This window comes from Pseudomonas entomophila (genome assembly GCF_013523125.1).
GTDB classification, from domain to species: domain Bacteria; phylum Pseudomonadota; class Gammaproteobacteria; order Pseudomonadales; family Pseudomonadaceae; genus Aquipseudomonas; species Aquipseudomonas entomophila_B.
Genome location: NZ_JAAMQJ010000033.1, coordinates 22024 through 46881, shown reverse-complemented (window position 1 = coordinate 46881; position 24858 = coordinate 22024). Strand labels below are relative to the sequence as shown.

At 66.0% G+C, this 24858-nt stretch carries 22 protein-coding genes; 11 read left to right on the top strand and 11 right to left on the bottom strand.

The window, feature by feature from the left end; translation table 11 throughout:
• Nucleotides 1–115: 115 nt before the first annotated feature.
• Both G7007_RS16245 and G7007_RS16240 read right to left on the bottom strand, forming a co-directional pair.
• Nucleotides 116–1048, bottom strand: a complete 933-nt coding sequence (locus tag G7007_RS16245; RefSeq protein WP_181103268.1) for a KpsF/GutQ family sugar-phosphate isomerase — start codon at nt 1046–1048, stop codon at nt 116–118.
• 187 nt (nt 1049–1235) lie between these two features.
• On the bottom strand, nt 1236–1937 hold the full coding sequence (locus G7007_RS16240) for a tRNA (adenine(22)-N(1))-methyltransferase (protein ID WP_181103266.1): 702 nt from the start codon (nt 1935–1937) through the stop codon (nt 1236–1238).
• Between the two features lie 290 nt (nt 1938–2227).
• Between G7007_RS16240 and G7007_RS16235 the strand changes: the two genes are divergently transcribed.
• Nucleotides 2228–2548, top strand: coding sequence for a ComEA family DNA-binding protein (locus G7007_RS16235; protein ID WP_181103264.1), 321 nt, complete (start codon nt 2228–2230; stop codon nt 2546–2548).
• 122 nt (nt 2549–2670) lie between these two features.
• Here the strand turns inward: G7007_RS16235 and kdsB are convergent, their stop codons facing one another.
• The 3 genes from kdsB to G7007_RS16220 form a co-directional block, all read right to left on the bottom strand.
• A complete protein-coding gene (gene kdsB / locus G7007_RS16230; protein ID WP_181103262.1) occupies nt 2671–3957 on the bottom strand; it encodes a 3-deoxy-manno-octulosonate cytidylyltransferase in 1287 nt (428 codons plus the stop codon).
• Nucleotides 3958–3984: 27 nt separating this feature from the next.
• The gene (gene kdsA / locus G7007_RS16225; RefSeq protein ID WP_181103260.1) at nt 3985–4827 is read right to left on the bottom strand and encodes a 3-deoxy-8-phosphooctulonate synthase; all 843 of its coding nucleotides are present in this window, start codon (nt 4825–4827) and stop codon (nt 3985–3987) included.
• A 126-nt stretch (nt 4828–4953) separates the two neighbouring features.
• Complete coding sequence (locus G7007_RS16220) at nt 4954–5121, bottom strand: DUF2897 family protein (RefSeq protein ID WP_181103257.1); 168 nt, start codon at nt 5119–5121, stop codon at nt 4954–4956.
• 166 nt (nt 5122–5287) lie between these two features.
• On the opposite strand from G7007_RS16220, the gene pyrF reads away from it, so the two are divergent.
• From pyrF to G7007_RS16205, 3 genes are all read left to right on the top strand, one after another.
• Entirely contained in the window at nt 5288–5998 is a 711-nt protein-coding gene (gene pyrF / locus G7007_RS16215; RefSeq protein WP_144939099.1) for an orotidine-5'-phosphate decarboxylase, read from the top strand.
• 142 nt (nt 5999–6140) lie between these two features.
• Nucleotides 6141–6329 (top strand): CsbD family protein, encoded by a 189-nt coding sequence (locus G7007_RS16210; protein WP_181103255.1) that lies wholly within the window; start codon nt 6141–6143, stop codon nt 6327–6329.
• 185 nt (nt 6330–6514) lie between these two features.
• Nucleotides 6515–7471, top strand: a complete 957-nt coding sequence (locus G7007_RS16205) for a YihY/virulence factor BrkB family protein (RefSeq protein WP_181103253.1) — start codon at nt 6515–6517, stop codon at nt 7469–7471.
• Between the two features lie 71 nt (nt 7472–7542).
• Here G7007_RS16205 and G7007_RS16200 read toward each other — a convergent pair whose 3' ends face one another.
• Complete coding sequence (locus G7007_RS16200; RefSeq protein ID WP_181103252.1) at nt 7543–7971, bottom strand: GNAT family N-acetyltransferase; 429 nt, start codon at nt 7969–7971, stop codon at nt 7543–7545.
• Between the two features lie 227 nt (nt 7972–8198).
• Here G7007_RS16200 and G7007_RS16195 point away from each other — a divergent pair, with 227 nt between their 5' ends.
• The gene (locus G7007_RS16195) at nt 8199–8843 is read left to right on the top strand and encodes a LysE family translocator (protein WP_181103250.1); all 645 of its coding nucleotides are present in this window, start codon (nt 8199–8201) and stop codon (nt 8841–8843) included.
• Nucleotides 8844–8889: 46 nt separating this feature from the next.
• On the opposite strand, the gene G7007_RS16190 is transcribed toward G7007_RS16195, so the two are convergent.
• Nucleotides 8890–9360, bottom strand: a complete 471-nt coding sequence (locus G7007_RS16190) for a MaoC family dehydratase (protein ID WP_181096320.1) — start codon at nt 9358–9360, stop codon at nt 8890–8892.
• A gap of 389 nt (nt 9361–9749) precedes the next feature.
• Between G7007_RS16190 and fadD1 the strand changes: the two genes are divergently transcribed.
• The 3 genes from fadD1 to G7007_RS16175 all read left to right on the top strand — a co-directional run bounded on the left by fadD1 (nt 9750) and on the right by G7007_RS16175 (nt 17283).
• On the top strand, nt 9750–11447 hold the full coding sequence (gene fadD1 / locus G7007_RS16185) for a long-chain-fatty-acid--CoA ligase FadD1 (protein WP_181103248.1): 1698 nt from the start codon (nt 9750–9752) through the stop codon (nt 11445–11447).
• A 598-nt stretch (nt 11448–12045) separates the two neighbouring features.
• Nucleotides 12046–15951, top strand: coding sequence for an ATP-dependent RNA helicase HrpA (hrpA, locus tag G7007_RS16180; protein ID WP_181103247.1), 3906 nt, complete (start codon nt 12046–12048; stop codon nt 15949–15951).
• Between the two features lie 210 nt (nt 15952–16161).
• Nucleotides 16162–17283: a beta-ketoacyl-ACP synthase III gene (locus G7007_RS16175; RefSeq protein ID WP_181103246.1), complete on the top strand. Its 1122-nt coding sequence runs from the start codon at nt 16162–16164 to the stop codon at nt 17281–17283.
• Between the two features lie 55 nt (nt 17284–17338).
• Here G7007_RS16175 and G7007_RS16170 read toward each other — a convergent pair whose 3' ends face one another.
• Both G7007_RS16170 and G7007_RS16165 read right to left on the bottom strand, forming a co-directional pair.
• Nucleotides 17339–17788, bottom strand: a complete 450-nt coding sequence (locus tag G7007_RS16170; RefSeq protein ID WP_181103245.1) for an REP-associated tyrosine transposase — start codon at nt 17786–17788, stop codon at nt 17339–17341.
• Between the two features lie 627 nt (nt 17789–18415).
• Nucleotides 18416–19663 (bottom strand): putative porin, encoded by a 1248-nt coding sequence (locus G7007_RS16165; RefSeq protein ID WP_181103244.1) that lies wholly within the window; start codon nt 19661–19663, stop codon nt 18416–18418.
• Between the two features lie 238 nt (nt 19664–19901).
• On the opposite strand from G7007_RS16165, the gene G7007_RS16160 reads away from it, so the two are divergent.
• Nucleotides 19902–21029 carry a GNAT family N-acetyltransferase gene (locus G7007_RS16160; protein WP_181103243.1) on the top strand — a complete coding sequence of 376 codons (1128 nt, stop codon included), beginning with the start codon at nt 19902–19904 and terminating at the stop codon, nt 21027–21029.
• A 385-nt stretch (nt 21030–21414) separates the two neighbouring features.
• Here the strand turns inward: G7007_RS16160 and G7007_RS16155 are convergent, their stop codons facing one another.
• Nucleotides 21415–21783: a YajD family HNH nuclease gene (locus tag G7007_RS16155; RefSeq protein ID WP_060394586.1), complete on the bottom strand. Its 369-nt coding sequence runs from the start codon at nt 21781–21783 to the stop codon at nt 21415–21417.
• Between the two features lie 132 nt (nt 21784–21915).
• On the opposite strand from G7007_RS16155, the gene G7007_RS16150 reads away from it, so the two are divergent.
• The gene (locus G7007_RS16150) at nt 21916–22224 is read left to right on the top strand and encodes a hypothetical protein (protein ID WP_181103242.1); all 309 of its coding nucleotides are present in this window, start codon (nt 21916–21918) and stop codon (nt 22222–22224) included.
• Here G7007_RS16150 and G7007_RS16145 read toward each other — a convergent pair.
• Nucleotides 22221–24272, bottom strand: coding sequence for a S9 family peptidase (locus G7007_RS16145; RefSeq protein ID WP_181103241.1), 2052 nt, complete (start codon nt 24270–24272; stop codon nt 22221–22223). The two genes, G7007_RS16150 and G7007_RS16145, sit on opposite strands and share 4 nt — an antisense overlap.
• A gap of 85 nt (nt 24273–24357) precedes the next feature.
• On the opposite strand from G7007_RS16145, the gene G7007_RS16140 reads away from it, so the two are divergent.
• Entirely contained in the window at nt 24358–24852 is a 495-nt protein-coding gene (locus tag G7007_RS16140; RefSeq protein ID WP_181103240.1) for an MFS transporter, read from the top strand.
• Nucleotides 24853–24858: the final 6 nt, after the last annotated feature.

Genomic DNA, 24858 nt, shown 5'->3' with positions numbered 1-24858 from the left:
GTAGGAGCGGCCCCTGTGCCGCGATTGGGCCCGCAGGGCCCACAATCCAGCCCTGCCGCCCCCTGATCACGGGCCATGCCAAACCAGCACCGTCCTTTACTTGGTCTCCCCATCCTCAATCGAAAATCTCGACCACCCCCACCACCGCACCCGCCTCATCCGTCACCGCCAGCACCCGAATCTTGTGCTCCAGCATGAACGCCTCGGCCTCGGCCAATTGCGCATCGCTGCGAATGGTCCGTGGCGTGGTGGTCATGAAGTCGGCGACCGTTGCGTTGACCACCCCTTGATCCTCCAGCAGCGCGCGCCGCAGGTCGCCATCGGTGACGATCCCGGCCAGGGTCTCGCCCTCCATCACCACCGCCATGCCCAACCGGCTCTGGGTCATCACCAGCAGGCAGTCATGGAACGCGGTCTGCGGCGTCACGATCGGCGCAGGGGAGTGCATCACGTCCCGCACGCGGGTCAGTAGCTTGCGCCCCAGGCTGCCACCGGGGTGGTAGCGGGCAAAATCCATGGGTTTGAACTGCAACGCGTCGATCAACGCCACGGCCAGGGCATCGCCCATGGCCATGGTCGCCAGGGTCGAGGTGGTCGGCGCCAGGTTGTTCGGGCAGACCTCGCGCTCGACCGACACGTCCAGCCAGACGTCGGCATGCCGCGCCAGGGTCGAACGGCCGTTGCCGGTCATGGCGATGATCGGGTTGCCGAATGACTTCAGGCTCGGGATCAGCTTGATCAGCTCGTCGGTCTCGCCGCTGTAGCTGATCAGGATCAGCACGTCGATCGGCTTGAGCATCCCCAGGTCGCCGTGGAAGGCTTCGGCCGGGTGCAGGAAGAAGCTCGGTGTGCCGGTGGAGGCGAAGGTGGCGACCATCTTCTTGCCGATCAGGCCGGACTTGCCGATGCCGCAGACCACCGTACGGCCCTGGCAACTCAGTATCAGGTCCACCGCCTGCTGAAAGGCGCCATCGAGGCGGTCTGCCATCTGGGTCAGGGCCTGGGCCTGGGCGGCGAGGGCTTGTTGGGCGATCGGTAGATGTTTCATGTGCAGGATTCGTCTTCGCAAATAACGGGAAACACGTCGGCCAACGGCAGGGCCAATGGGCACGACGACCGTGCGCAGAGGTGGCACGGGACGGGACATCAGCCTGGCTGGCACTGCGCGCAATGGACCGGTCGCCGCCCAGGCATGAGCGGGCGCATTGTAAACCAAGTTGTCCCGGGCAGCGTGCTCAGGCCTGCGCCAGCAGGTGGGTGATCCACTCGGCCTGGCGGGTCATCTCGCGCACCTTCTCTTCCGGCACCGCCTGCCGCGCCCGTGCCAGGTTCTTCAGCGTCTGCTGTTTCTGGCGCAGCATGCGCTGCCACTTGTTCAGGAACGCTGGGCTGCGCAGCTGCATCTGCACCGGGCCGAAGTACAGCTCCTGCTCGGTGTAGTGCACCGGGCCCGTGGGTTCGGCGACGATGATCTCGTAATCGAAGCGGTGCTCGCGCAAGGCCTCCTCGTGCACGATGCGGTAACCCTGCGCCATCAGCCACACCCGCAGAGGTTGCTCACCGCCATTGGGCTGCAGCACCAGGCGTTCCTGCCCACTCAGGCGCGCCTTGCCCCGGGCCAGGATGTCGCGGATGGTCTCGCCCCCCATGCCACACAGGCTGACCACGGTGATGCCGTCCTCCGGTCGCAGCGCCTCCAGGCCATCGGCCAGGCGCACCGTGACCCGATCGGCCAGGTCGTTCTCACGCACGGTACGTTCGGCGGCGTGGAAGGGCGTCAGCGCCACTTCGCCGGCCACGGCCGCCGCGATGGCGCCACGGCGCACCAGGGCCACGGGCAGGTAGCCATGGTCCGAACCGATGTCGGCCAGATGGGCGCCGGCAGGCACGTGCGCCGCGACGCGTTCCAGGCGGTGGGACAGGGTGTGTTCGTTCAACGGTGATCCTCTTTTCGACGTGCATCCGGCAGCGATGGCCGCAGCGGGAGGCGAGTCTGGCAAGCAATGCGGGTCAATTCAAATGGTCGTGCCCAATGGCGCTTTCCAATGCCAGTTGTAGGACGTGTAGCCAGCAGGTGAAGGATGCTTTTAAAGCCCTGTTCGCGCTGTCTGATTCAGTAACCATTGGCCTGCGCGGGAGGCTGGGCGAAGGCCGAGGCAGCGGCTAGTGTGACGGGGCAGCCACTGGAACCGCTGCACCATGACCCTCGTTCACAGGAGTGATCCCCATGCGCAAGACCTTCTGCAAATCCCTGCTGCTGCCCCTGTTCGCCAGCCTGTCGTTCGCCGTCAGCGCGGCACCGGCCACCCCGCCCGCGACGCCCTCGGCCGCCATGCAAGAGGCGGCCAAGCCGCAGGTGGACGTGAACAAGGCCGATGCCGCCACGTTACAAAGCGAACTGACCGGTATCGGCAAGTCAAAGGCCGAGGCCATCGTGGCCTACCGAGAGGCGCACGGCCCGTTCACGAGCGTGGACGAGCTGCTGGAGGTGAAAGGCATCGGCAGTGCGCTGCTGGAGCGCAACCGGGACAAGCTCACCGTGGAGTGAGCAGGCCGCCTGCCCAGGCGGTGAAACGCCCGTGTCTGCACGCAACGCCACTGCGTCGGTAGGCAAGGCCGGTCGGCCAGTCTGACTTCTACCAGGCTGGCCGGCCGCTCACGGGGCCAGGATCACTGGGCCATCTTGCCCATGACCCGCGAATAGCCCGCCGCCGTTTCGAACACCTCGGCCTTGCCGTGGGCGATCAGGATGGCATCGGCCAGCTCGCGGAACGCACCGGTGCCGCCAGCTGCGTTCAGCACGCCCGAGGCGGCCGCCTTGACGTATACCGGCGCATCGGCCACCGCGAACGACAGACCGCACGTGGCGAAGGCTGGCAGGTCGATGCTGTCGTCGCCCAGGCACGCCGTCTGCTCGGCGCTGACCTCGGCCTCGGCCATCAGCTGCTGGCAGGCCGTCTGCTTGTCCTTGACCCCGAACTGGCACAGGGTGATGCCCAGGTCGGCCACGCGTTTGCGCAGCGTCGCCGAGTCGCGCCCCGACAGCACCGCCACGCGCACGCCGTTCTCTTCCAACAGGCGCATGCCCATGCCGTCGCGCACGTGGAAGCGCTTGATGCATTCGCCGTTGCCGTCGTAGAACAGACCGCCATCGGTCAGCACGCCGTCGACGTCGGTGATCACCAGGCGCACGTCGGCGAGCGTCGGCATGACCGGCGCTGGCTGGCCGCTCATGAGCGCACGTACCTGTTCCAGCCCTTCGGGCGTATCGACGCCCGGGCCGGCCGGCTCGACCTGGTACGCACGGATGCTGTAACCCGCGGCCAGCAGGCGCAGTTGCTCGAGCTTTTCGGCGTGCTCGAGCATCGGTTGCGGCAGGGCGCTGTACTCGGCCAGGACCTGACGACGATAACCGTACACCCCCACGTGCTTGAGGTAGGAGGCCGCCGCCTCGTCACGTGGATAGGGAATCGGCGAGCGGCTGAAGTACAGCGCGTTGCCGTTGTGGCCCAGCACCACCTTGACCGCCTCGGGGCGCTTGGCCTCGTGGTGATCGATGGCGTGGCACAGGGTGCCGATGGCGACCGAAGGGTCGGCCAGCATGCCGGCGATCAGCGCCTCGATGTCGGTCGGCCGCACCAGCGGCTCGTCGCCTTGCAGGTTGATGTACACATCGGCCTGCACCTGGCCCATCACCTCGGCCAGGCGGTCGGTGCCCGAGGGGTGCTCGGGCGAGGTCATCACGCAGACTCCGCCGAAAGCCTCCACCGCTTGCGCCACGCGGGCGTCGTCCGTGGCGATCACCACCTGATCGGCATTGCCGACCTGAAGGGCGCGCTCGTAGACGTGCTGCACCATCGGCTTGCCGAGGATGTCCGCCAGCGGCTTGCCCGGCAGGCGGGTCGAGCCGTAGCGTGCGGGGATCACGATCGCGACCCGTTGTTCGGTACCTGTCATGTCAGTCCCTCGCCTCGAACGGCGTGCTTAGCGGATGTTCAGGGCCGGGAAGGACTTGACCAGGTCGTCTAGTGCCTTGATCTGCGCCAGGAACGGCTCGAGCTGGTCCAGCGGCAGGGCGCTGGGGCCGTCGCACTTGGCCTGGTCAGGGTTGGGGTGCGCTTCGAGGAACAGGCCGGCCAGGCCGACGCCCATGCCGGCGCGCGCCAGCTCCACCACCTGCTCGCGACGGCCACCGGAGGCGGCGCCCGACGGGTCGCGCTGCTGCAGGGCGTGGGTCACGTCGAAGATGATCGGCAGGTCGTCGCAGGTGCGCTTCATCACGCCGAAGCCGAGCATGTCCACCACCAGGTTGTCGTAGCCCAGGCAGGTGCCGCGGTCACAGAGGATCAGCTGCTCGTTACCGGCTTCGCGGAATTTCTGCACGATGTTCTGCATCTGCGACGGGCTGAGGAACTGCGGCTTCTTGATGTTGACCGGTTTGTTGGTCTTGGCCAGCGCCATTACCAGGTCGGTCTGGCGCGCCAGGAAGGCAGGCAGCTGCAGCACGTCGACCACTTCGGCCACGGGCGCGGCCTGGTGGATCTCGTGCACGTCGGTGATCACCGGCACGCCGAATTCGGCCTTCACCTTCTCGAAGATGCGCAGGCCTTCTTCCAGGCCGGGGCCACGGTAGGAGTGGATCGAGGAACGGTTGGCCTTGTCGAAGCTGGCCTTGAACACGTAGGGGATGCCGAGCTTTTCAGTGACCCGGACGTACTCGGCGCAGGCGGTCAGGGCCAGGTCGAGGGATTCGAGCACGTTGACGCCGCCGAACAGGACGAAGGGTTTGTCATTGGCGCAGTCGATAGTGGAGGTGATCTTAACCATGGGGAAGTGACGGCCCTCGTCGGTGGAGAATGAAAGGGCTTCAGTATACCCCTTCCACCTGGGGGCCGTGTTCCTCCCGTCTCGTGTCGCCCGAGCCGTGCCATCCGCCCAGGCGTGACACAGGCGTCAGCGGTCCCGCGCCTCCTTGGCATCCATCTCGGCATTGCGTTGCTTGATCTTCTGCTTCTGCTCGTCGGTCAACGGCAGTTTGCTCGCCGTATCGCGCAGCATCAGCAACCCGCCCACGACGGACCCAATCGCCACCAGCAGTATCAACCAGGCATACCACGGCATGATGTTCTCCCACTCTCATGAAGGCCGAGGCCCATTGTAACCTTCGAACCTGGGGCAGGGCGGGGGTTCCCACGAGCCGCGATGCCCTGACGTCGATCCGCGCCCCATCGGCGAGGCACTTCGTTTACAATGCGCGCCGTTCACGCCTTGCCTAGAGACCATTGCCATGCCCGCCTGCCAGACGCCCCTGATCGTTGCCCTGGATTTCCCGACCCGCGAAGCCGCCCTGCGCCTGGCCGACCAGCTCGACCCCGCCCTGTGCCGGGTCAAGGTCGGCAAGGAGCTGTTCACCAGCAGCGCGTCGGGCATCGTCGAGGCATTGCGCGACAAGGGCTTCGAAGTGTTCCTCGACCTCAAGTTCCACGACATCCCCAACACCACCGCCATGGCCGTCAAGGCCGCTGCGGAGATGGGCGTGTGGATGGTCAACGTGCATTGCTCCGGCGGCCTGCGCATGATGTCGGCCTGCCGCGAAGTGCTCGCCCAGCGCAGCGGCCCGCAGCCCCTGCTGATCGGCGTGACCGTGCTCACCAGCATGGAGCGCGAGGACCTGGCCGGCATCGGCCTGGACATCGAGCCGCAGGAGCAGGTGCTGCGTCTGGCAGGCCTGGCGCAGCAGGCCGGCATGGACGGCCTGGTCTGCTCGGCGCTCGAAGCACCTGCCCTGAAAGGCACCTACCCAGGCTTGCAATTGGTGACGCCGGGGATTCGTCCGGCCGGCAGCGCGCAGGACGATCAGCGTCGCATCCTGACCCCGCGTCAGGCCCTGGACGCAGGCTCCGACTACCTGGTCATCGGTCGCCCGATCACCCAGGCGGCTGATCCGGCGGCAGCCTTGGCGGCGGCAGTCGCCGAAGTGCAAGGCGTGCGCGCCTGATCCGTCTGGGCTGGCACCTACGCGGTGTCGCCTGGCCGCCATCGTGTACGTTCGAGAAGATGCAAAATCTTGGAACTTCCGCCTGGGCTCACCCCTCCATCTAGTAACGACACAGTCCCGTGTCCTTTGAAGGAGAGTCCCCATGAGCGGCACCACAGACAAAGTAAAAGGGATGGCTAACGAAGCGGTCGGCAACATCAAGCAAGGCGTCGGCAACATGACCGACAACGACAAGCTGAAAGCCGAAGGCAAGGCCCAAGAGGTCAAAGGCGAAGGCCAGCAGGTCAAGGGCGATGTGAAGAACACAGTCGACGACGTGACCAAGCCATAAGGTCCCGTTTCGCACAGAACGGCCACCCTCGAGTGGCCGTTTTTTATGCAGGATCGTTTTTATTGGCCCGCAAGGGAGCGGTGGCCAGTCCGCGCGGTCTACTAGACTAGTTGCAGCCACGTAGGCCCCGAACCGTTGTCGGGCCTGTACCGATGACCGTCGAAGCGGCGAGGGAGACGCTAACCATGTTCAAAGCCATGCAGGGCCTGCCTGTACACAAGGTATTGATCCGCACCGTCAACGAGTTTCTCGATGACGAGATGTCCACCTACGCCTCGGCCCTGGCGTACCAGATGCTGTTCTCACTGTTCCCCTTTCTGCTGTTTCTCATCGCGCTGATCGGTTTCCTGCACCTGCCGGACTTCTTCTCCTGGCTGCGCTTGCAGGCCGAGCTGGTGTTGCCGGGCCAGGCGCTGGAACAGGTCAACCCGGTGATCGACCAGCTGCAGCAGTCCCAGGGCGGACTGCTGTCGGTGGGTATCGTCATCGCACTCTGGACGGCCTCGGCCGGTGTGCGCCTGATGATGAGCGCGATGAACGCGGCCTACGATGTGCCAGAAGGCCGTCCGGTGTGGAAGCGCATTCCCCTGTCGGTGCTCTACACCATAGGCTTCGCCGGCATGCTGTTGTCGGTCGCGGCGCTCATGGTGCTGGGGCCACAGGTGATGGAGTGGATCGCTTCGCAGGTCGGTCTGGGCGACTTCATCGTCACCGTGTGGACCGTGCTGCGTTGGCCGGTGATCATCATCCTGATGATGATCGCGGTGGCCTTGATGTACTACCTGATGCCTGATGTGAAACAGCAGTTTCGCTTCATCACCCCAGGTTCGGTGCTGGCCGTGGTGGTGTGGATCGGCGCGTCGCTGGGCTTTGGCTTCTACGTGAAGAACTTTGCCGACTACAACGCCATGTACGGCAGCATCGGGACCATCATCGTGCTGCTGCTGTACTTCTACATCTCCTCGGCCGTGCTGCTGCTGGGCGCGGAGATGAACGCGGTGATCGAGCACATGTCGGCCGAGGGCAAGGACAAGGGCGAGAAGGACTTCGACGGCACCACGGCGCCGGAGCCCAAGTCGAACCTGGGCAAGGAAGAACCGGCACCGGCTACCGCTCAGCCGGGTAACGCCAACAGCCAGTGAGGCCAAACGCGCCCTGGCCTGGAAAGGGCGGGGCGCTGCGGTTCAGTCAGGGGAGATGATCCTCATACTTGTCAGCATGAGCGCGGGATGGACTGCAAAGCGATCAGGGGCTTGTGCTGCTGATAGCGTTGCAGGCGCCCTGCCAACGCTTCGGGCAGATCGACGCTAGGTTCGAACGACAGCCGTTGGTAGAACGGCAGCAGGTCAGGGTGGCAGAACAGCCATACCGTCTCCTCCAGCTTGGCCATGGCTGTCGTCATCAGACACGACGCGACGCCCCGTTGCCGCCACTGCGGATCGACCAGCAGCCCGGTCAGCCAGTGACCGCCCGCCACCGGCGTCAGGTTCAACCCCGCCACGATCGATCCCGACCGCGCGACCCACGGTTGCCCCTCGGCCGGTGTGCGCATGCGCGAGCCTTGCTGGCGGTAGAAATGATCCAGCAGGCGGCGTTCGAGCCCGGTCAACGGCGTGCAGTGCGGGGTAGATGAGGCGTGCATGAAAAGGCCATGGGTTGAAGAGCGCATAGCATACCTGCTCGTCTTTCCTGCTCCCAACGCGGCGCCTTCATCGCGAAACGCCCAGACCGAGCGCTGCCCAGGCCACTGCTGGACGGACATGAAGACTCCCGACTTACTGCTCCACCTGCCCGATACCACCTCCCCGCCGTATACTGCCCCCGCTTCCACACCCCTCCAGCCCTCGCTTGCCCGGACCCCATCGCCCCATGCCTTTCTCGAACGGATTCCTGCTCAGCCTCTCCCTCTGCCTGGACATCGGCATCGCCAACATCGCCATGATCACCCTCGCCATGCAGCGCGGGTTCCTGCAAGGCTTCTGGCTCGGGTTGGGCACTTGCGTGGGGGACCTGATCTACGCCATGGCGGCGTTGGCCGGGATGACCGTGCTGTTGCAGTTCGAGACCGTCCGCTGGGTGCTGTGGCTCGGGGGCTCGGCCTTGCTGGTGCTGTTCGCGGTCAAGATGCTGCTGGCCGCCTGGCGCGGTGGGCACCTGCAGGCGCAGGAGGCGGCCGTGGCGGAGCCAGCCTGGCGTGAGTTCCTGCGCGGCCTGTTCCTGGCCATGTCCTCGCCCAGTGCCATCCTCTGGTTCGCGGCGGTCGGTGGGGTGCTGATCTCGCGCTCGACCGAAGGCGGGCTGGTCGATGCCGGGCTGTTCCTTGGCGGCTTCTTTCTGGCGGGGCTGGTCTGGAGCGCCGGGCTGTGCGGCGTGGCCAGCCATGGCGGGCGGCTGCTGGGCGATCGTCTGCTGACCTGGTCCTACCTGGCCTCGGCCGCCATCTTCTGCTACTTCGCGGTGTACGTGATCGTCTCCGGCTACCGCGAATTCATCCTCGCGCCCACAGGGCTGTAGGCGCGGTGCGCAGGTGGCGCCGGTCGGTCACCACCTGCCGCGCGCTTCAGCTGGCGACGAAGTTCGGCGGGCTGACCAGCTCGACCGTCTGCTGCTTGCGCGGCGCCAGGATCTCGGCCTCGCCCTGCACCACCACCTCGTCGTGCTGGTTGTAGACGTTGGTGGCGATGCGCACCTTGAACTTGGGCAGCTTCTCGAGGATTTCCAGGCGCACGGTCAGGGTGTCGCCGATCTTGACCGGCTTCTGGAAGCTCATGGTCTGCCCCAGGTAGATGGTGCCCGGGCCTGGCAGCGTGCAGGCGACGGCGGCGCTGATCAGCGCACCGCTGAACATGCCATGGGCGATACGCTCGCGGAACAGGCTCTTGGCCGCGAACTCGGCGTCCAGGTGCACCGGGTTGTGGTCACCGGACATCGCGGCGAACAGCTGGATGTCGCGCTCCTCCACGGACTTGCTGTAGGTCGCGGTCTGGCCGACTTCGAGGGTTTCGTAAGGGGTGTTGGTGACTTGGGTCATCTGGGCTTCCTTGAGCGAGAAAGACGATACGTGGCGGCGCGTCCCGTGGGATGGCGGCGAAAGGGTGCGATGATATCGGTTGGTGGGGTTTGTTGCTTGGCTGATTGCAGCACGTGCGGGGACAGGCCATGCCTGAGCGAGCAGGCCAGAGATCCCGTCGGAACCCGCCCGAATGTCGAAAGGTTACAGCTGAAACAAAATGTGACTAATACGTTTTATTCAGTCACAAACGCAACTCCATGGCCACCGCTGGCCCTAGGCGCCCCCCGGCAAAGCTGCTAATCTCGCCCCCGCTTGCCGATGAAACGGTTCCCGCGACCGTCATCCCATATCAATAATAATCGCATCGATGCGATCAAGATTCTGCTGTGTTCAAGGAGTGGGGTTCCATGATCGAAACCTTTTGGAAGGACAAGTACCCAGCCGGAGTCGCGGCCGAAATCGATGCCGACGAGTTCCCCAACCTCCAGGCCGTACTCAAGCAGTCCTGCCAACGCTTCGCCGACAAGCCGGCCTTCAGCAACCTCGGCAAGACCCTGACCTACGGCGAGCTCTACAGCCTCTCGGGCGCCTTCGCCGCCTGGCTGCAGCAGCACACCGACCTGCAGCCGGGCGACCGCATCGCCGTGCAACTGCCCAATGTCCTGCAATACCCGGTGGTGGTCTTCGGGGCCATGCGCGCCGGCCTGATCGTGGTCAACACCAACCCCCTGTACACCGCTCGCGAACTCGAGCACCAGTTCAAGGACTCCGGCGCCAAGGCGCTGGTCTGCCTGGCCAACATGGCCCACCTGGCGGAAAAGGTCGTGCCCAAGACCGACGTGCGCCACGTCATCATCACCGAAGTCGCCGACCTGCTGCCGCCGCTCAAGCGCCTGCTGGTCAACAGCGTGGTCAAGTACGTCAAGAAGATGGTCCCGGCCTACCACCTGCCCAAGGCCGTGCGCTTCAACGACGCCCTGGCCAAGGGCAAGGGCCAGCCGGTGGCCGAGGTCAACCCCGGCGCCCACGACGTGGCCGTGCTGCAGTACACCGGCGGTACCACAGGCGTAGCCAAGGGCGCCATGCTCACCCACCGCAACCTGGTGGCGAACATGCTGCAGTGCCGCGCGCTGATGGGGGCCAACCTGCGCGAGGGGTGCGAGATCCTCATCACGCCGCTGCCGCTGTACCACATCTATGCGTTCACCTTCCATTGCATGGCGATGATGCTGATCGGCAACCACAACGTGCTGATCACCAACCCGCGCGACCTGCCGGCGATGGTCAAGGAGCTGTCGAAGTGGAAGTTCAGCGGCTTCGTTGGCCTCAATACCCTGTTCGTCGCGCTGTGCAACAACGATGCGTTCCGCGCCCTGGACTTCTCTTCGCTGAAGATCACCCTGTCCGGTGGCATGGCCCTGCAGCTGAGCGTCGCCGAGCGCTGGAAGTCGGTGACCGGCTGCGCCATCTGCGAAGGTTACGGCATGACCGAAACCAGCCCGGTGGCCACGGTCAACCCGGCCGAAGCCAACCGCGTCGGCACCATCGGCATCCCGGTGCCGTCGACCCTGTGCAAGATCGTCGATGACGCAGGCCGCGAGATGCCCCAGGGCGAGCCAGGCGAGCTGTGCGTCAAGGGCCCGCAGGTGATGAAGGGCTACTGGCAGCGCCAGGAAGCCACCGACGAGGTGCTCGACCACGAGGGCTGGCTCAAGACCGGCGACATCGCGCTGATCGAACCCGACGGCTACCTGCGCATCGTCGACCGTAAGAAGGACATGATCCTGGTGTCCGGCTTCAACGTGTACCCCAACGAGATCGAGGACGTGCTGGCCAGCCTGCCCGGCGTGCTGCAGTGCGCGGCCATCGGCGTGCCGAACGAGAAGTCCGGCGAGCTGATCAAGGTGTTCCTGGTGGTCAAGCCGGGCATGACCCTGACCAAGGAGCAGGTGCTCGAGCACACACGCGCCAACCTCACCGGCTACAAGGTGCCGCGTCAGGTCGAGTTCCGCGATTCGCTGCCGACCACCAACGTCGGCAAGATCCTGCGTCGCGAGCTGCGCGACGAAGAGCTGAAGAAACAGGGCCTGGCCAAGACCGCCTGACCCGGAGCCGTCGCCATGGGGGCTGTGCAGCCCCGTCGGTGACACCTGGGCCTGTACGCTGCCGGTCGTCCTGACCAGTGGCCGCCTGACTCCTGTAGAAAAGGAAATGATCTCGGGATCTTGCGGGCCCTGCGGGCCCGATCGCGGCACAGGGGCCCCACAGGGACCGCGATGGCCTGTCCCACCGTGGTGTGGCTACGGGTGTAGGAGCGGCCCCTGTGCCGCGATTGGGCCCGCAGGGCCCACATTCGCGCTTGGCAGAAACCATAGAATCTCACATGGGCCGCGATCACCTGTACCACTGTGGGGCGCCGGACCAGCCGCAAAGCGGCCCTGAAATCGATCAGTCGTAAAGCCCCGGGTCTGCCGGTCATCGCCCTGTGCTCTGCGCGGCAGCGCGGCTCCGGGGTGGCGGGCAGACGCCCAACGGCAAATCTGCGACAATCACCGCCTTACATCGCTGCTCATCCACTGCGCCTGCGTCACCCACGCGGCCCCTGGGCGCGGGCGGGCGTTGCCGATCCGGCACCCTGCACGCCATGCCCCGAGGGCTGGATGACCTCTCATCAAGCAGGGCTTCCTGCGCCACGCGAGCCTCATGACAGACCACGCCACCGCCAAGCTGCTGAACACCCTCGACCACGCCATGATCGCCGACCGCCATCGTCTGCGTCGGCAACTGCACGAGCTGAACAAGCGCCCCGACGACGCCAAGCTGGCGCAATGGGCCGAGCGCCTGCAGGCCTCCTGTGCGCAGGTCAGCGCCCGCCAGGCCAGCGTGCCGACCGTGCGCTACGACGACAGCCTGCCGATCGCCGCCAAGCGCGACGACATCAAGAAGGCCCTGTCCGAACACCAGGTGCTGGTGATCGCCGGTGAAACCGGTTCGGGCAAAACCACCCAGCTGCCGAAGATCTGCCTCGAACTGGGCCGCGGCAGCCACGGGCTGATCGCCCACACCCAGCCGCGCCGGATCGCTGCGCGCAGTGTGGCCTCGCGGGTGGCCGATGAGCTGGGTACGCCTCTGGGTGGCCTGGTCGGCTACCAGGTGCGTTTCGAAGACCAGAGTGACGCCAACACCTTGGTCAAGCTGATGACCGACGGCATCCTGCTGGCCGAAACCCAGCACGACCGCTTCCTCGAGCGCTACGACACGATCATCGTCGACGAAGCCCACGAACGCAGCCTGAACATCGACTTCCTGCTGGGCTACCTCAAGACCCTGCTGCCGCGTCGTCCGGACCTCAAGCTGATCATCACCTCGGCGACCATCGACCTGGAGCGTTTCTCCAAGCACTTCGACGACGCGCCGATCATCGAGGTGTCGGGCCGTACCTACCCGGTCGAGACCTGGTACCGTCCGTTGACCAGCGAACAGGACGAGGAGGGCAACGCGGTCGAGGACGACCTCACCGTCGACCAGGCGATCCTGGCCACCCTCGACGAGATCGCCGACCACGAGCGCCGCGAACGCAAGAGCCCGGGCGACGTGCTGGTGTTCCTGCCGGGCGAGCGCGAGATTCGCGACGCTGCCGAGATGCTGCGCAAGGCCCAGCTGCGCCACACCGAGATCCTGCCCCTGTACGCGCGCCTGTCGCCCGCCGAGCAGCAGCGCATCTTCCAGTCCCATGCCGGACGCCGTGTGGTGCTGGCCACCAACGTGGCAGAAACCTCGTTGACCGTGCCGGGCATCCGCTACGTGATCGACAGCGGCACGGCGCGCATCAGCCGCTACAGCTACCGCGCCAAGGTCCAGCGGCTGCCCATCGAGGCGGTCTCCCAGGCCAGCGCCAACCAGCGCAAGGGCCGTTGTGGCCGGGTCGAGCCGGGCATCTGCATCCGGCTGTACAGCGAGGAAGACTTCAACGCACGGCCGGCCTTCACCGACCCGGAGATCCTGCGCACCAACCTGGCGGCGGTGATCCTGCAGATGCTGCACCTGCGCCTGGGCGCCATCGATGCCTTCCCGTTCATCGAGCCGCCGGACGGCAAGGCCATCAGCGACGGCTTCAACCTGTTGCAGGAGCTGTCGGCGGTCAACCGCGAGAACCAGCTGACCCCGCTCGGGCGCCAACTGGCGCGCCTGCCCATCGACCCGCGCCTGGGCCGCATGCTGCTCGAAGGCGCCCGCCAGGGCAGCCTGCAGGAAGTGCTGATCGTCGCCAGTGCGCTGTCGGTGCAGGATCCGCGCGAACGTCCGCCGGAGCGTCAACAGGCGGCCGACCAGGCCCATGCCCAGTGGAAGGACGTCGACTCGGACTTCGCGGCCTTGATCAACCTCTGGCGCGGCTTCGAGGAACAGCGCCAGGCGCTCACCGCCAACCCGCTGCGCAACTGGTGCCGCAAGCAGTTCCTCAATTACCTGCGCCTGCGCGAGTGGCGCGACGCCCATCGCCAGTTGGCGCTGATCTGCCGCGACCTGCAGCTGGTGGTGAACAAGGAACCGGCCGATTACCTGCCGGTGCACAAGGCCATCCTCAGCGGCCTGCTCAGCCAGATCGGCCACAAGGCCGAAGAGGGCGACTACCAGGGCGCGCGTCAGCGGCGCTTCTGGGTCCACCCTTCGTCCGGCCTGGGCCGCAAGCGTCCGCAGTGGCTGATGGCGGCCGAGCTGGTGGAAACCACCAAGCTGTACGCGCGCATGGTGGCGCGGATCGAGCCGGACTGGATCGAGCCGCTGGCCGGGCACCTGATCAAGAAGAACCACTTCGAGCCGCACTGGGAGAAGAAGCGCGGGCAGGTGGTGGCCTTCGAGCAGATCACCCTGTACGGGCTGATCCTGGTGGGGCGGCGTCCCGTGCATTTCGGGCCGATCGACCCGGTGGTCTCGCGCGAGCTGTTCATCCGCGAAGGCCTGGTCGGTGGGCAGATCCAGTCACGGGCCAAGTGCCTGGCGGCCAACCGGCGCCTGCTCGAACAGCTCGACGAACTGGAAGCCAAGGCCCGCCGACGCGACATCCTGGCCGATGAAGAGACCCTGTACGCCTTCTACGAGGCGCGCCTGCCGGAGGAGATCCACCAGACCGCCACCTTCGACAGCTGGTACCGCACCCAGAGCCAGAAGGACCCGAACCTGCTGATCATGCGCGAGGAGGACGTGCTGGCCCGCGAAGCCAGCGAGGTGACCGCGGCGCAGTACCCCGATACCTTGCAGTTCGGCGACCTGCGCCTGGCGCTGAGCTACCACTTCGAGCCGAACCACCCCCGTGACGGCGTCACCGTGCGCGTGCCGGCGCCCCTGCTGCCCAGCCTGCCGGCCGAGCGCCTGGAGTGGCTGGTGCCGGGTCTGCTGGAGGCCAAGTGCATCGCCCTGGTGCGTAACCTGCCCAAGGCCCTGCGCAAGAACTTCGTGCCGGTGCCGGACTTCGTCAAGGCAGCCATGGCCCGCCTGGTCTTCGGCCAGGGCGCCTTGCCCCAGGCCCTGGGCCACGAGCTGTTGCGCATGACCGGCGCCCGGGTCAGCGATGAGGCCTGGGCGGAGGCGGCCAGCCAGGTCGACAGCCACCTGCGGATGAACATCGAGGTGGTCGACGGGCAGGGCAAGTTCCTGGGCGAAGGCCGCGATCTGGCCGAGCTGACCGCACGCTTTGCCGCCGCCAGCCAGGCCGCATTGGCCATGCCGCGCCACGAAAAGGCCGATCAGCCCGTCCAGGCCAAGGCCTTCGGCCAGGTGGCCCAGACCGCCCAGCAGAAGATCGCCGGGCTGTCGCTGACGGTCTATCCGGCCTTGGTGGAAGACAATGGCGCCGTGCGCGAGGGGCGCTTCTCGACGCAGGCCGAAGCCGAGTTCCAGCACCGCCGGGCCTTGCAGCGCCTGCTCCTGCAACAGCTGGCCGAGCCGGCCAAGTTCCTGCGTGGCAAGCTGCCGGGGCTGACCGAGCTGGGGCTGCTCTACCGCGAGCTGGGCCGGGTCGAGGCCCTGGTCGAGGACATCCTGCTGGCCAGCCTGGACAGCTGCATCCTCGAAGGCGAAGACCCCTTGCCTCGGGATGGCGCCGCCCTGGCCTCGCTGGCCGAGCGCAAGCGCGGGGCCTGGGCCGAGCACGCCGAACGCCTGGCCCGCCAGACCCTGGAAGTGCTCAAGCTGTGGCATGGCCTGCAAAAGCGCTTCAAGGGCAAGATCGACCTGAGCCAGGCGGTGGCGCTCAACGACATCAAGCAGCAACTGGGGCACCTGGTATACCCCGGCTTCGTGCGCCAGACGCCCCATGCCTGGTTCAAGGAGCTGCCGCGCTACCTCAAGGCCATCGAGCTGCGGCTGGAGAAGCTGGGCGCGCAGGTGCAGAAGGACCGGGTCTGGAGCAGCGAGCTGAGCACGCTGTGGGCCCAATACCAGGCCCGCGCCGACAAGCATGCCCAGGAAGGCAAGCGCGACGAGCAGTTGGCGCTGTACCGCTGGTGGCTGGAGGAGTACCGCGTGTCGTTGTTCGCGCAGCAGCTGGGCACCAAGGTGCCGGTGTCGGACAAGCGCCTGAACAAGCAGTGGACGCTGGTGGAAGGGTAGCAGGTAGGTGGGGGCTACAGGGCGGCCCCGTTCGCCAACCCCGTCACGAATGTGACTTATTGGTCACTCGATTGTGGCGTAAAAACTTGCCGCCAGGGCCCTGTGGCGGCTTAGAATCCAGGCCACTGCCCCATTGGCACACCGTGCCATTCTCTCCACCCGATCCAGGCCGACGCCACCGCGCGGGGCCATAGAACAAGAGGAACGCGCGTGCACAACGTCGTGATCAGCGGCACCGGGCTCTACACCCCGGCCCAGCGCATCAGCAACGAAGAGCTGGTGGCGTCTTTCAACACCTGGGCGCACCAGTACAACCATGAGCATGCCGAGGCCATCGCCCGCGGCGAGCTGCAGGCCAAGGAAGAGTCCAACGCCGCCTTCATCGAAAAGGCCTCGGGCATCAAGAGCCGCTACGTCATGGACAAGGCCGGCATCCTCGATCCCCAGCGCATGAAGCCGCATTTGCGGGCTCGTAGCGACGACGAGCCGTCGATCCTCTGCGAGATGGCCGTGGCCGCCGCCCACCAAGCGCTCGAGCGCGCCGGTCGCAGCGCGGCCGACATCGACGGGGTGATCGTCGCCTGCTCCAACCTGCAGCGTCCTTATCCGGCCATCGCCATCGAAGTGCAGCAGGCGCTGGGCGTCCAGGGCTTCGCCTTCGACATGAACGTGGCCTGCTCCTCGGCCACCTTCGGCATCCAGACCGCCGCCAACAGCGTGCAGCTGGGCCAGGCGCGGGCGATCCTGGTGGTGAACCCGGAGATCTGCACCGGCCACCTGAACTTCCGTGACCGTGACAGCCATTTCATCTTTGGCGATGCGGCCACGGCCCTGGTGATCGAGCGGGCCGACCAGGCCGTCTCGCATCAGGTCTTCGAGATCCTCGGGACCAAGCTGCTGACCCAGTTCTCCAACAACATCCGCAACAACTTCGGTTTCCTCAACCGTGCCGAAGCGGATGACGGCCTGGCCCAGGAGAAGCTGTTCGTGCAGGAAGGCCGCAAGGTGTTCCGCGAAGTCTGCCCGATGGTCGCCGAACTGATCGGCCAGCACCTGGCCGAACACGATTTGCAGCCCCAGGACGTGCAGCGTTTCTGGCTGCACCAGGCCAACCTGAGCATGAACCAGCTGATCGTCAAGAAACTGCTGGGGCGCGAGGCGACCGAGGCCGAGGCGCCGGTGATCCTCGACCGTTATGCCAACACCAGTTCGGCCGGCTCGGTGATCGCCTTCCACCTGTACCAGGACGACCTGGCGCCGGGGGCGTTGGGGGTGTTGAGTTCGTTCGGGGCGGGGTACTCGATCGGCAGCGTGGTGCTGCGCAAGCGGTGAAGGCAGGCCATGGGCTGGCCTCGTTTCTCGAAAGCGGGGCCGCCGCAAGTGCCGTTCATAGCCACACCGCGTCCCAGTGAGGATAAGCGCCCACCCGGTCCACCAGGCCTGTCCGTAGCGGGTTGGCTACGATATAGCGCGCTGCGGTTCTTACATCGTCCCAGCGACGCAGCGCCCGGTCGTGATAACCCGCCTGCCATACCTGCCCGCAAGCCAACCCTGCCTTGATCAGCGCCGCACTGCTGCAGGACTTGAAGCCATGCACCACGTGCGCGAGCCCGGCCGATTCCAGCTGGAGCAGCCAGTGCAAGTGATCGGGCATCAGGACCCAGGCCAGGGTGTCGAATTCGCCAGGGCGCGTTTGTACGTGGCGGATGACGGTTCGGGCGGCCTTGAGCTGCTGAAACAGCGGCGCCCGCCGATGGGTGACGGTGGTGACGAGGTAGAGGCGGCCAGGCTCTGAAAACCGGCCGCGGCGCAGTCGATGGGATGCGGGGTAGGGCATGGGGGCCTCCTTGGCGGGATAGAGACCAGGAAGCTTAGAGGGTGAGAAGACCAAGGCTAAGGCAACTGTTTTACCAACCATTTTTCAAAGAGGCGATGTCTGGTTTCTGACCCTGAGCAGTTCAGCTGATAGCCGCCAATGGCTGACTTTATGGGCCTTGCAGGCCCAATCGCGGCACAGGGGCCGCTCCTACACCCGTAGTGACACCACCGTAGTAACGGCTATCGCGAGGGTTCCATGGAGCCGCCCCTGCCGTGGCGCCGGACCGGCCGCGATTGGGCCCGCAGGACCCACAAACCAGCCACCCCGACCCGCGCCCAGGCACCGTCAGCAATAGCCGATACAACGCCGGTCTCACTACGGGTGTAGAGCGGCCCCAGTGCCGCGATTGGGCCCGCAGGGCCCACAAACCAGCCACCCCGACCCGCGCCCAGGCACCGTCAGCAATAGCCGATACAACGCCGGTCTCACTACGGGTGTAGGAGCGGCCCCAGTGCCGCGATTGGGCCCGCAGGGCCCATAAATCAGCCACCCCGATTCATCCTCAATGCACCGTCCGCACAGCCCAAAAAGGCAGACGCCCCCTAGGACGTCCGCCTCTACCCCACGCCTGTTTCCAGGTCGCGCTTAGAACTTCGCCTCCAGATCCACCTGCACCGTATCCACGTTCGCATCGTTACGCGGCAGGTTCGAGCGGTCCGACTTGGCCGCCAGGTACGCCGCCGCCACCGAGAAGTTCTTGTCGATCTCGTAACCGACCTTGATCTTGTGCCCGCGCGAACCGGTGAAGCCGTTGGCGAAGTCCGAGTCGGTGAAGGCGCTGACCACCGCGTTGCGTTGCACGTCGCGGTAGTTGTAGTCGATGCCGAAGGCGCCGAGCTTGGTCTTCACGCCCGCCAGCCAGGCGGTGTCCTCGCTGTCGTCGGCCTCGGTGTTGACCACGTACTGGCCATACGCCGAAAGCGGGATGGCCAGACCGGTGAAGTCCAGTTGGCCGAAGCCTTCCACCAGGTTGAACTGGTTGGTGGTGTTGCCGTTGACCAGCAGCGGTGCCGACGCATCGTCGTTGTCGTACCCATACACGCTGCCACCCAGGGTCAGCTTGAGGGTATCGGCCGGCGCGAAGCGAGCGCCCAGCTGGCCTGCGTACAGCTGCAAGTCATGCTTGAATTGCACGCCGTCGCCGTCGACGTTGTCCTTGAGCATGTAGTGCCCGGCACTGCCGAACAGCTCGACCCCGCCTAGGTCGGTCTTGTAGGTAGCGGCCACGCCTTCGGGGTTGACGTCGCTGTCCCAGATCACGTCGCCCATGCTCACCCACGGCTGGGGCATCTTGCCGCCGATCAGGTGCAGGTTCGGCACGCCGGTTGGGTGCCAGTCGAGGTAGGCCAAGTCGACCCACAGCGATTTCTTCTCGAAGTAATTGTCCAGGCTCTGGTTGGTCGAGCGCGCATCGGCCCCACTGCCGGTGGCCACACGGATGCCGGCATCGACCTGGGGGTTGATCTCGCTGTAGACACCCAGGCGGGCACGGACGCGCTCACGGTCCTGGTTGTTGCTGCGCGAGGTCGGGTTCTCGACGTTGACGTCTTCGTAGCGCAGGCGCACGTCGCCCTTGATCTGGGTCTTGGCCGCCCAGGCCACTTTCTGCTCGAACGCATTCAGGCGTTCCGACTGGGCCTTCTGGGTGGCCTTCTCCTGGGTTTCCTTGGCCAGGTCGCCTTGCAGTTCGTTGTATTGCGCCTGGTTGATCGAGCCGTTGGCGCGCAGCATCTCGAGCAGCTTGGCGTCGACGGCCGCACTGGCCGGAGTACTCAGCGCCAGCAGCACGCTGGTGCACAGGCTCGCTCCGGTGAGTGTAGAAACAAGACGCATACGGTTCTCCCTGTTGAAAAAAGGGGGAAGGCTGGCGCCCGCCCCGAATTGGCATGTCACCGGAAAGTGCCTGGCTAGACAGGTTCTGGGCTTCCGGAAAACAGGCGCAAGTATTGCGGGGGCAAATGACAGGTTGATGTCTCTTTGATGGCTATGCGATGAAGCGATGCACCGGTGATTTGAGTCCGAGGGAGGTCTTCCGCGATACTGTCAGCTCACTCGCCACGAGTCCTGCCCTGTGACCAGCCTCTACAGCCTTGCCCGATCGAGCGACTTGCCACCGGCCGTGTGGGATGCACAGGTCCCCGCCGACCAGCCTTTCCTGCGGCATGCCTTCCTGTCGTCGCTGGAGGACAGCGGCAGCCTCGGCGAGGGGACCGGATGGGCCGCCGAACACCTGGTGCTGGAGCGCGATGGCCAGGTGCGTGCCTTGCTGCCGGCCTATCGCAAATGGCACTCCTATGGGGAGTACGTGTTCGATCATGGCTGGGCGGATGCCTGTGAGCGGGCCGGCATTGCCTACTACCCCAAACTGCTCGGTGCGGTGCCCTTCAGCCCGGTGGGTGGGCCACGGCTGCTGGCCGCCGACCCGGACGATGCCCGGCTATTGCTGCAGGCCTTGCCGCAGTACCTGACCCAGGCCGGCCTCTCCGGCGCCCATGTCAACTTCACCGACGCCGCCACCGATGCGCCGTTGCGCGAGTTGCCGGGCTGGATGGAACGGCTGGGCTGCCAGTTTCACTGGCGCAACCAGGGCTACCGGGATTTCCAGGACTTTCTCGACGCACTCAGCTCACGCAAGCGCAAGCAGATGCGCAAGGAGCGCGAGCAGGTCGTCGGGCAGGGCATGACCTTCGATTGGTACCGAGGCGACCAGCTCAGCGAGGTGCAGTGGGATTTCGTCTACACCTGTTACGCCAACACCTACCGGGTGCGCGGGCGCCCGCCGTACCTGACGCGTGCGTTCTTCAGCCTGCTGGCCGAACGCATGCCCGAGGCGATCCGCGTGGTGATCGCACGCCAGGGGCAGCAGGAGGTGGCGATGGCCCTGAGCCTGGTGGGCAGCGACAGTTTCTATGGGCGCTACTGGGGCTGCCTGGACGAATTCGACCGGCTGCACTTCGAGACCTGTTTCTACCAGGGCATGGAGTTCGCCATTCGTGAAGGTTTCCAGCGATTCGACGCCGGCGCCCAGGGCGAGCACAAGCTGATCCGCGGGTTCGAGCCGGTGATCACGCGGTCGTGGCATTACCTGCTGCATCCAGGCCTGCGCCAGGCGGTGGAAGAGTTCCTGGTCCAGGAGCGCGAGGGTGTGCTGGGCTATGCCGAGGCGGCACGCCAGGCGTTGCCGTATCGGCAGGGTTGAGGCCACTTCAGGCTCGGGAACGGCTGGCGCGCGATGAGGGCGGTGCATGACCTGACGCCATCGCGGGCAAGCCCCCCACAAGGGGCCAATGCAGCCTGACAGTCGCTTGCTGAGATGAACCAAGCCAGACCCGGGCAGGGGACCTTGTGGGCATTGCTCTCACACAAGAGCCGCAGCCTGACAGTCGTTTGGTGAGATGAATCAAGCCAGACCCGGTGCAGGGGACCTTGTGGGCATTGCTCTCACACAAGAGCCGCAGCCTGACAGTCGCTTGCTGAGATGAACCAAGCCAGACCAGGCACAGGAGACCCTGTGGGAGCTGGCTTGCCAGCGATGAAGGCAACACGGTATCCGCCAGGACACCCCGTCACCTTACCCGCCCAATTCACTTCTTCAACAGATCCGCCAACCCCGCAAACGGGTTATGGGTCGCGGTCGCGGTCTTCGGGCTGCTCAGCGAACCCTCACCGAAGTACTGCTGGTCGGTGTAGCGCGAATGTTCGTTGTCATGGCAATACAGGCACAGCAGCTCCCAGTTGGAGCCATCCTGCGGGTTGTTGTCATGGTTGTGGTCGCGGTGGTGCACGGTCAGTTCCGACAGGCGCTTGCCGGAAAACTCGCGGGTGCAACGACCGCACACATGCGGATACATTTTCAGTGCCTTGTCCCGGTAGCCCATTTCCTTGTCGCGCTTGGCGTCGGCGAGGATGCGGTCGAGGCGGGCAGTGGCGGCAGCGGAGGAGGCCGTGCTCATGGTAGGTCCTTTTATGCTAATCAGGCGAATGACGGTGATGCCTTGGATTCTAGCGGGCGACCGCCACGACGGACAGGCAAAAACGCACGGTTGGGCGTAGGCTGTGGCCACCTTACCGACAGGAGGTGAACGATGCGTCTTCTGCTTCTCGTCATGCTGGCGTTCATCAGCGCCGCGACCGCCCAGGCGGCCGCCGAACCCCCGCGTCTGAGCGTGCCCGTACCGGGCTCACCCGGCACCGCCACGCCGACGCCCTATCCGCAGATCACCCCGGCCACGCCGGTCAGGGCCGGTGACGGTCGGCCTGGCGCACCGCTGCTGCTGCCCATGCCCGTACCAGGGCCGCCCAAGGATCAACCCTTGCCTGGCCTGCGACCCGACCCGGTGCAACCGTCGCCCACGGGGCTGGAAGCACCAGGCTGGACCGACCCTGCACCCTAGACCACACCCAGCTCGTCGAAGACGAACGCGTATTCCAGCGCCACATCGCGCAGCCCCTGGTAACGCCCGCTCATGCCGCCATGGCCGGCGCCCATCTCGGTCTTGAGCAACAGGCGGTTGTCGTCGGTCTTGTGCGTGCGCAGGCGCGCCACCCACTTGGCCGCTTCCCAGTACTGCACACGGCTGTCGTTGTAACCGGCGATCACCAGCATGGCCGGGTAGGCCTGGGCCTTGACGTTCTCGTAGGGGGCGTAGGCCTTGATGCGCGCGAACACCTCCGGTTCCTGCGGGTTACCCCACTCGTCGTACTCGGTGACGGTCAGCGGCAGCTCGGGGTCGAGCATGGTGTTGAGCACGTCGACGAACGGCACCTCGGCGATGGCGCAGCGGAACAGCTCGGGACGCAGGTTGAGCACCGCGCCGATCAACAGCCCGCCCGCACTGCCACCGCTGATCGCCAGCCGCGCCGAGGACGTCACGCCACAGGCCACCAGATGCTCGGCGCAGGCGATGAAGTCATCGAAGGTGTTCTGCTTGTGCGCCTGCTTGCCGGCCCGGTACCAGGCCTCGCCCAGTTCGCCGCCACCCCGCACGTGGGCGATGGCGAACCCCATGCCCCGGTCCAGCAGGCTCAGGCGCGCGTGGGAGAACCACGGGTCGAGGCTGCTGCCGTAGGCGCCATAGCCGTAGAGGTACAGCGGCACTTCACGGCCCACGTCCTCGCGGCGGCGCACCAGGCTGATCGGGACCTGCGTGCCGTCGGGTGCGATGGCCCACAGGCGCTCGCTGACATAGGCGTCGGCGTCGAAGTCGCCCAGCACCGGCGTCTGCTTGAGCACCTGCTGGACGCCGTCGGCCAGGTTCAGCTGGCGCACCTGGGCCGGTCGGTTCAAGGCCTCGTAGCGCAGGCGCACGCTCGGGCTGTCGAACTCCAGGCTGTCCTGCACGTACAGGCTGTAGGCCGCATCGGGCAACTGCACGCGGTAGCTCGGCAGACCCTGGGGGTGGACTTCGATGATCGGCAGGCCGCCTTCGCGCAGGCTCAGGCTCACGGCCTCGGCGTTCAGGCTCACGTCGTCGAGCATGACCGTGTCGCGGTGCGCGACCAGCGGCTGCCACTGCGCGCGGCTCGGCACCGGCTCGGTAGGCGCCTGGTAGAGCGCGAAATTGATGCCGTCCTGGTTGGTGCGGATGAACCAGCGCCATTGGCCGTCGAGGCGCCCGTGATCGGGGTAGTACTCATGGCCTTCACGGCGCGGCGCCAGGCAGGTGAAGTCCGCCTGTGGCGTGTCGGCGTCCAGCACCCAGGCCTCGCTGGTGGTCTTGCTGTTGAGCAGCAGCACCAGCTGGCGTTCGGAACTGGTCCGGTAGCAGTGCAGGAAGAAGCGTCCATCGGGCTCTTCGAACACCGTCTGCGCGCCGTCTTCGCCCAGGCGATGACGCATCAGCCTGAACGGCCGATGGGTGTCGTCCAGCTGGGTGAAGAACAGGGTCCGGTTGTCATTGGCCCAGGTCATGCTGCCGTCGCAGTCCTCGAACGGCAGGGCGGTGACCTGACCGCTCGCCAGGTCCTTGACCTGCAGCTGGTAGATCTCGTCGCCCGAGGTGTCCAGGCTGTAGGCCAACAGGCGGTGATCCGGGCTGATGCTGAAGGCGCCCAGCGACAGGAATCCGCCTTCGGCCAGAGCATTGGGGTCGAGCAGCAATTGCTCGTGCGCCGGGTCGACCGTCAGCGTGTCGTCCGCGGGGCGAGGGCAGCGGTAGTGCCGCGCGTATTCGTCGCCTGCCGTGGTGCGGGTGTAGTACAGCCAGGGGCCCCAAGGGGAGGGCAGCGACAGGTCGGTCTCCAGGATGCGGCCCTTGATCTCTTCGAACAGTTGCTCGCGCAGCGGGGCCTGGTCTGCCAGGCAGGCCTCGGTGTAGGCGTTTTCCGCGTTCAGGTAGTCCAGCACTTCGGGGGTGTCACGCGCCTGCAGCCAGGCGTACGGATCCGCGCCTTCGTCCTGACGGGCGATCGGGGCGCGGGGGGCGGTCTCGGTGACGGGCATGGGGCGATCTCTTGGCGTGGGGGCGCCTGCGCGCCGAAAAGGGTTTATCATAGGCCTCTCTTTGCCTGGCATGCACCCATACACCATGACCGAACATGATTATCAGCTGGCCTGGGGCCTTTACGTCGTCGCGGCCCTGGGCTGCCTGCTGGTGGGCTTCGTGTTCACGGGCTGGATGTGGCGCTGGCTGCGCGAACCCCTGCGGGTCGTGCTGGCGGTCCTGCTGCTGACCCCGACCATCGTCGACCCGGCCAAGGACAGCTTCGCGCCAGCCATCGCCATCGTCGTGCTGGACCTGGCCTTCAAGGTCGGCAACAACGCCTTGCGTGCGGCCTCCGACCTGGCCATGTACGGCATGATCGCCTTCGTGCTGTACGGGCTGTTCGCGCTGATCCGCTGGCCATGGCTCAAGCGTCGCCAGGCACGCGCCGAGGCGGACGCCAAGCGTGCCGCGCAGACGGCCGCCGACGAGTCCCATGCCGCCACGGTCGCCGAGCCCTCGCTGGTCGCCGATCGCCAGGATCGCTACCGCGACACGTCGCCGGCCCCCGCCGGCGGGCGCGTCGAACCCCGTCTCTGAGCGAGC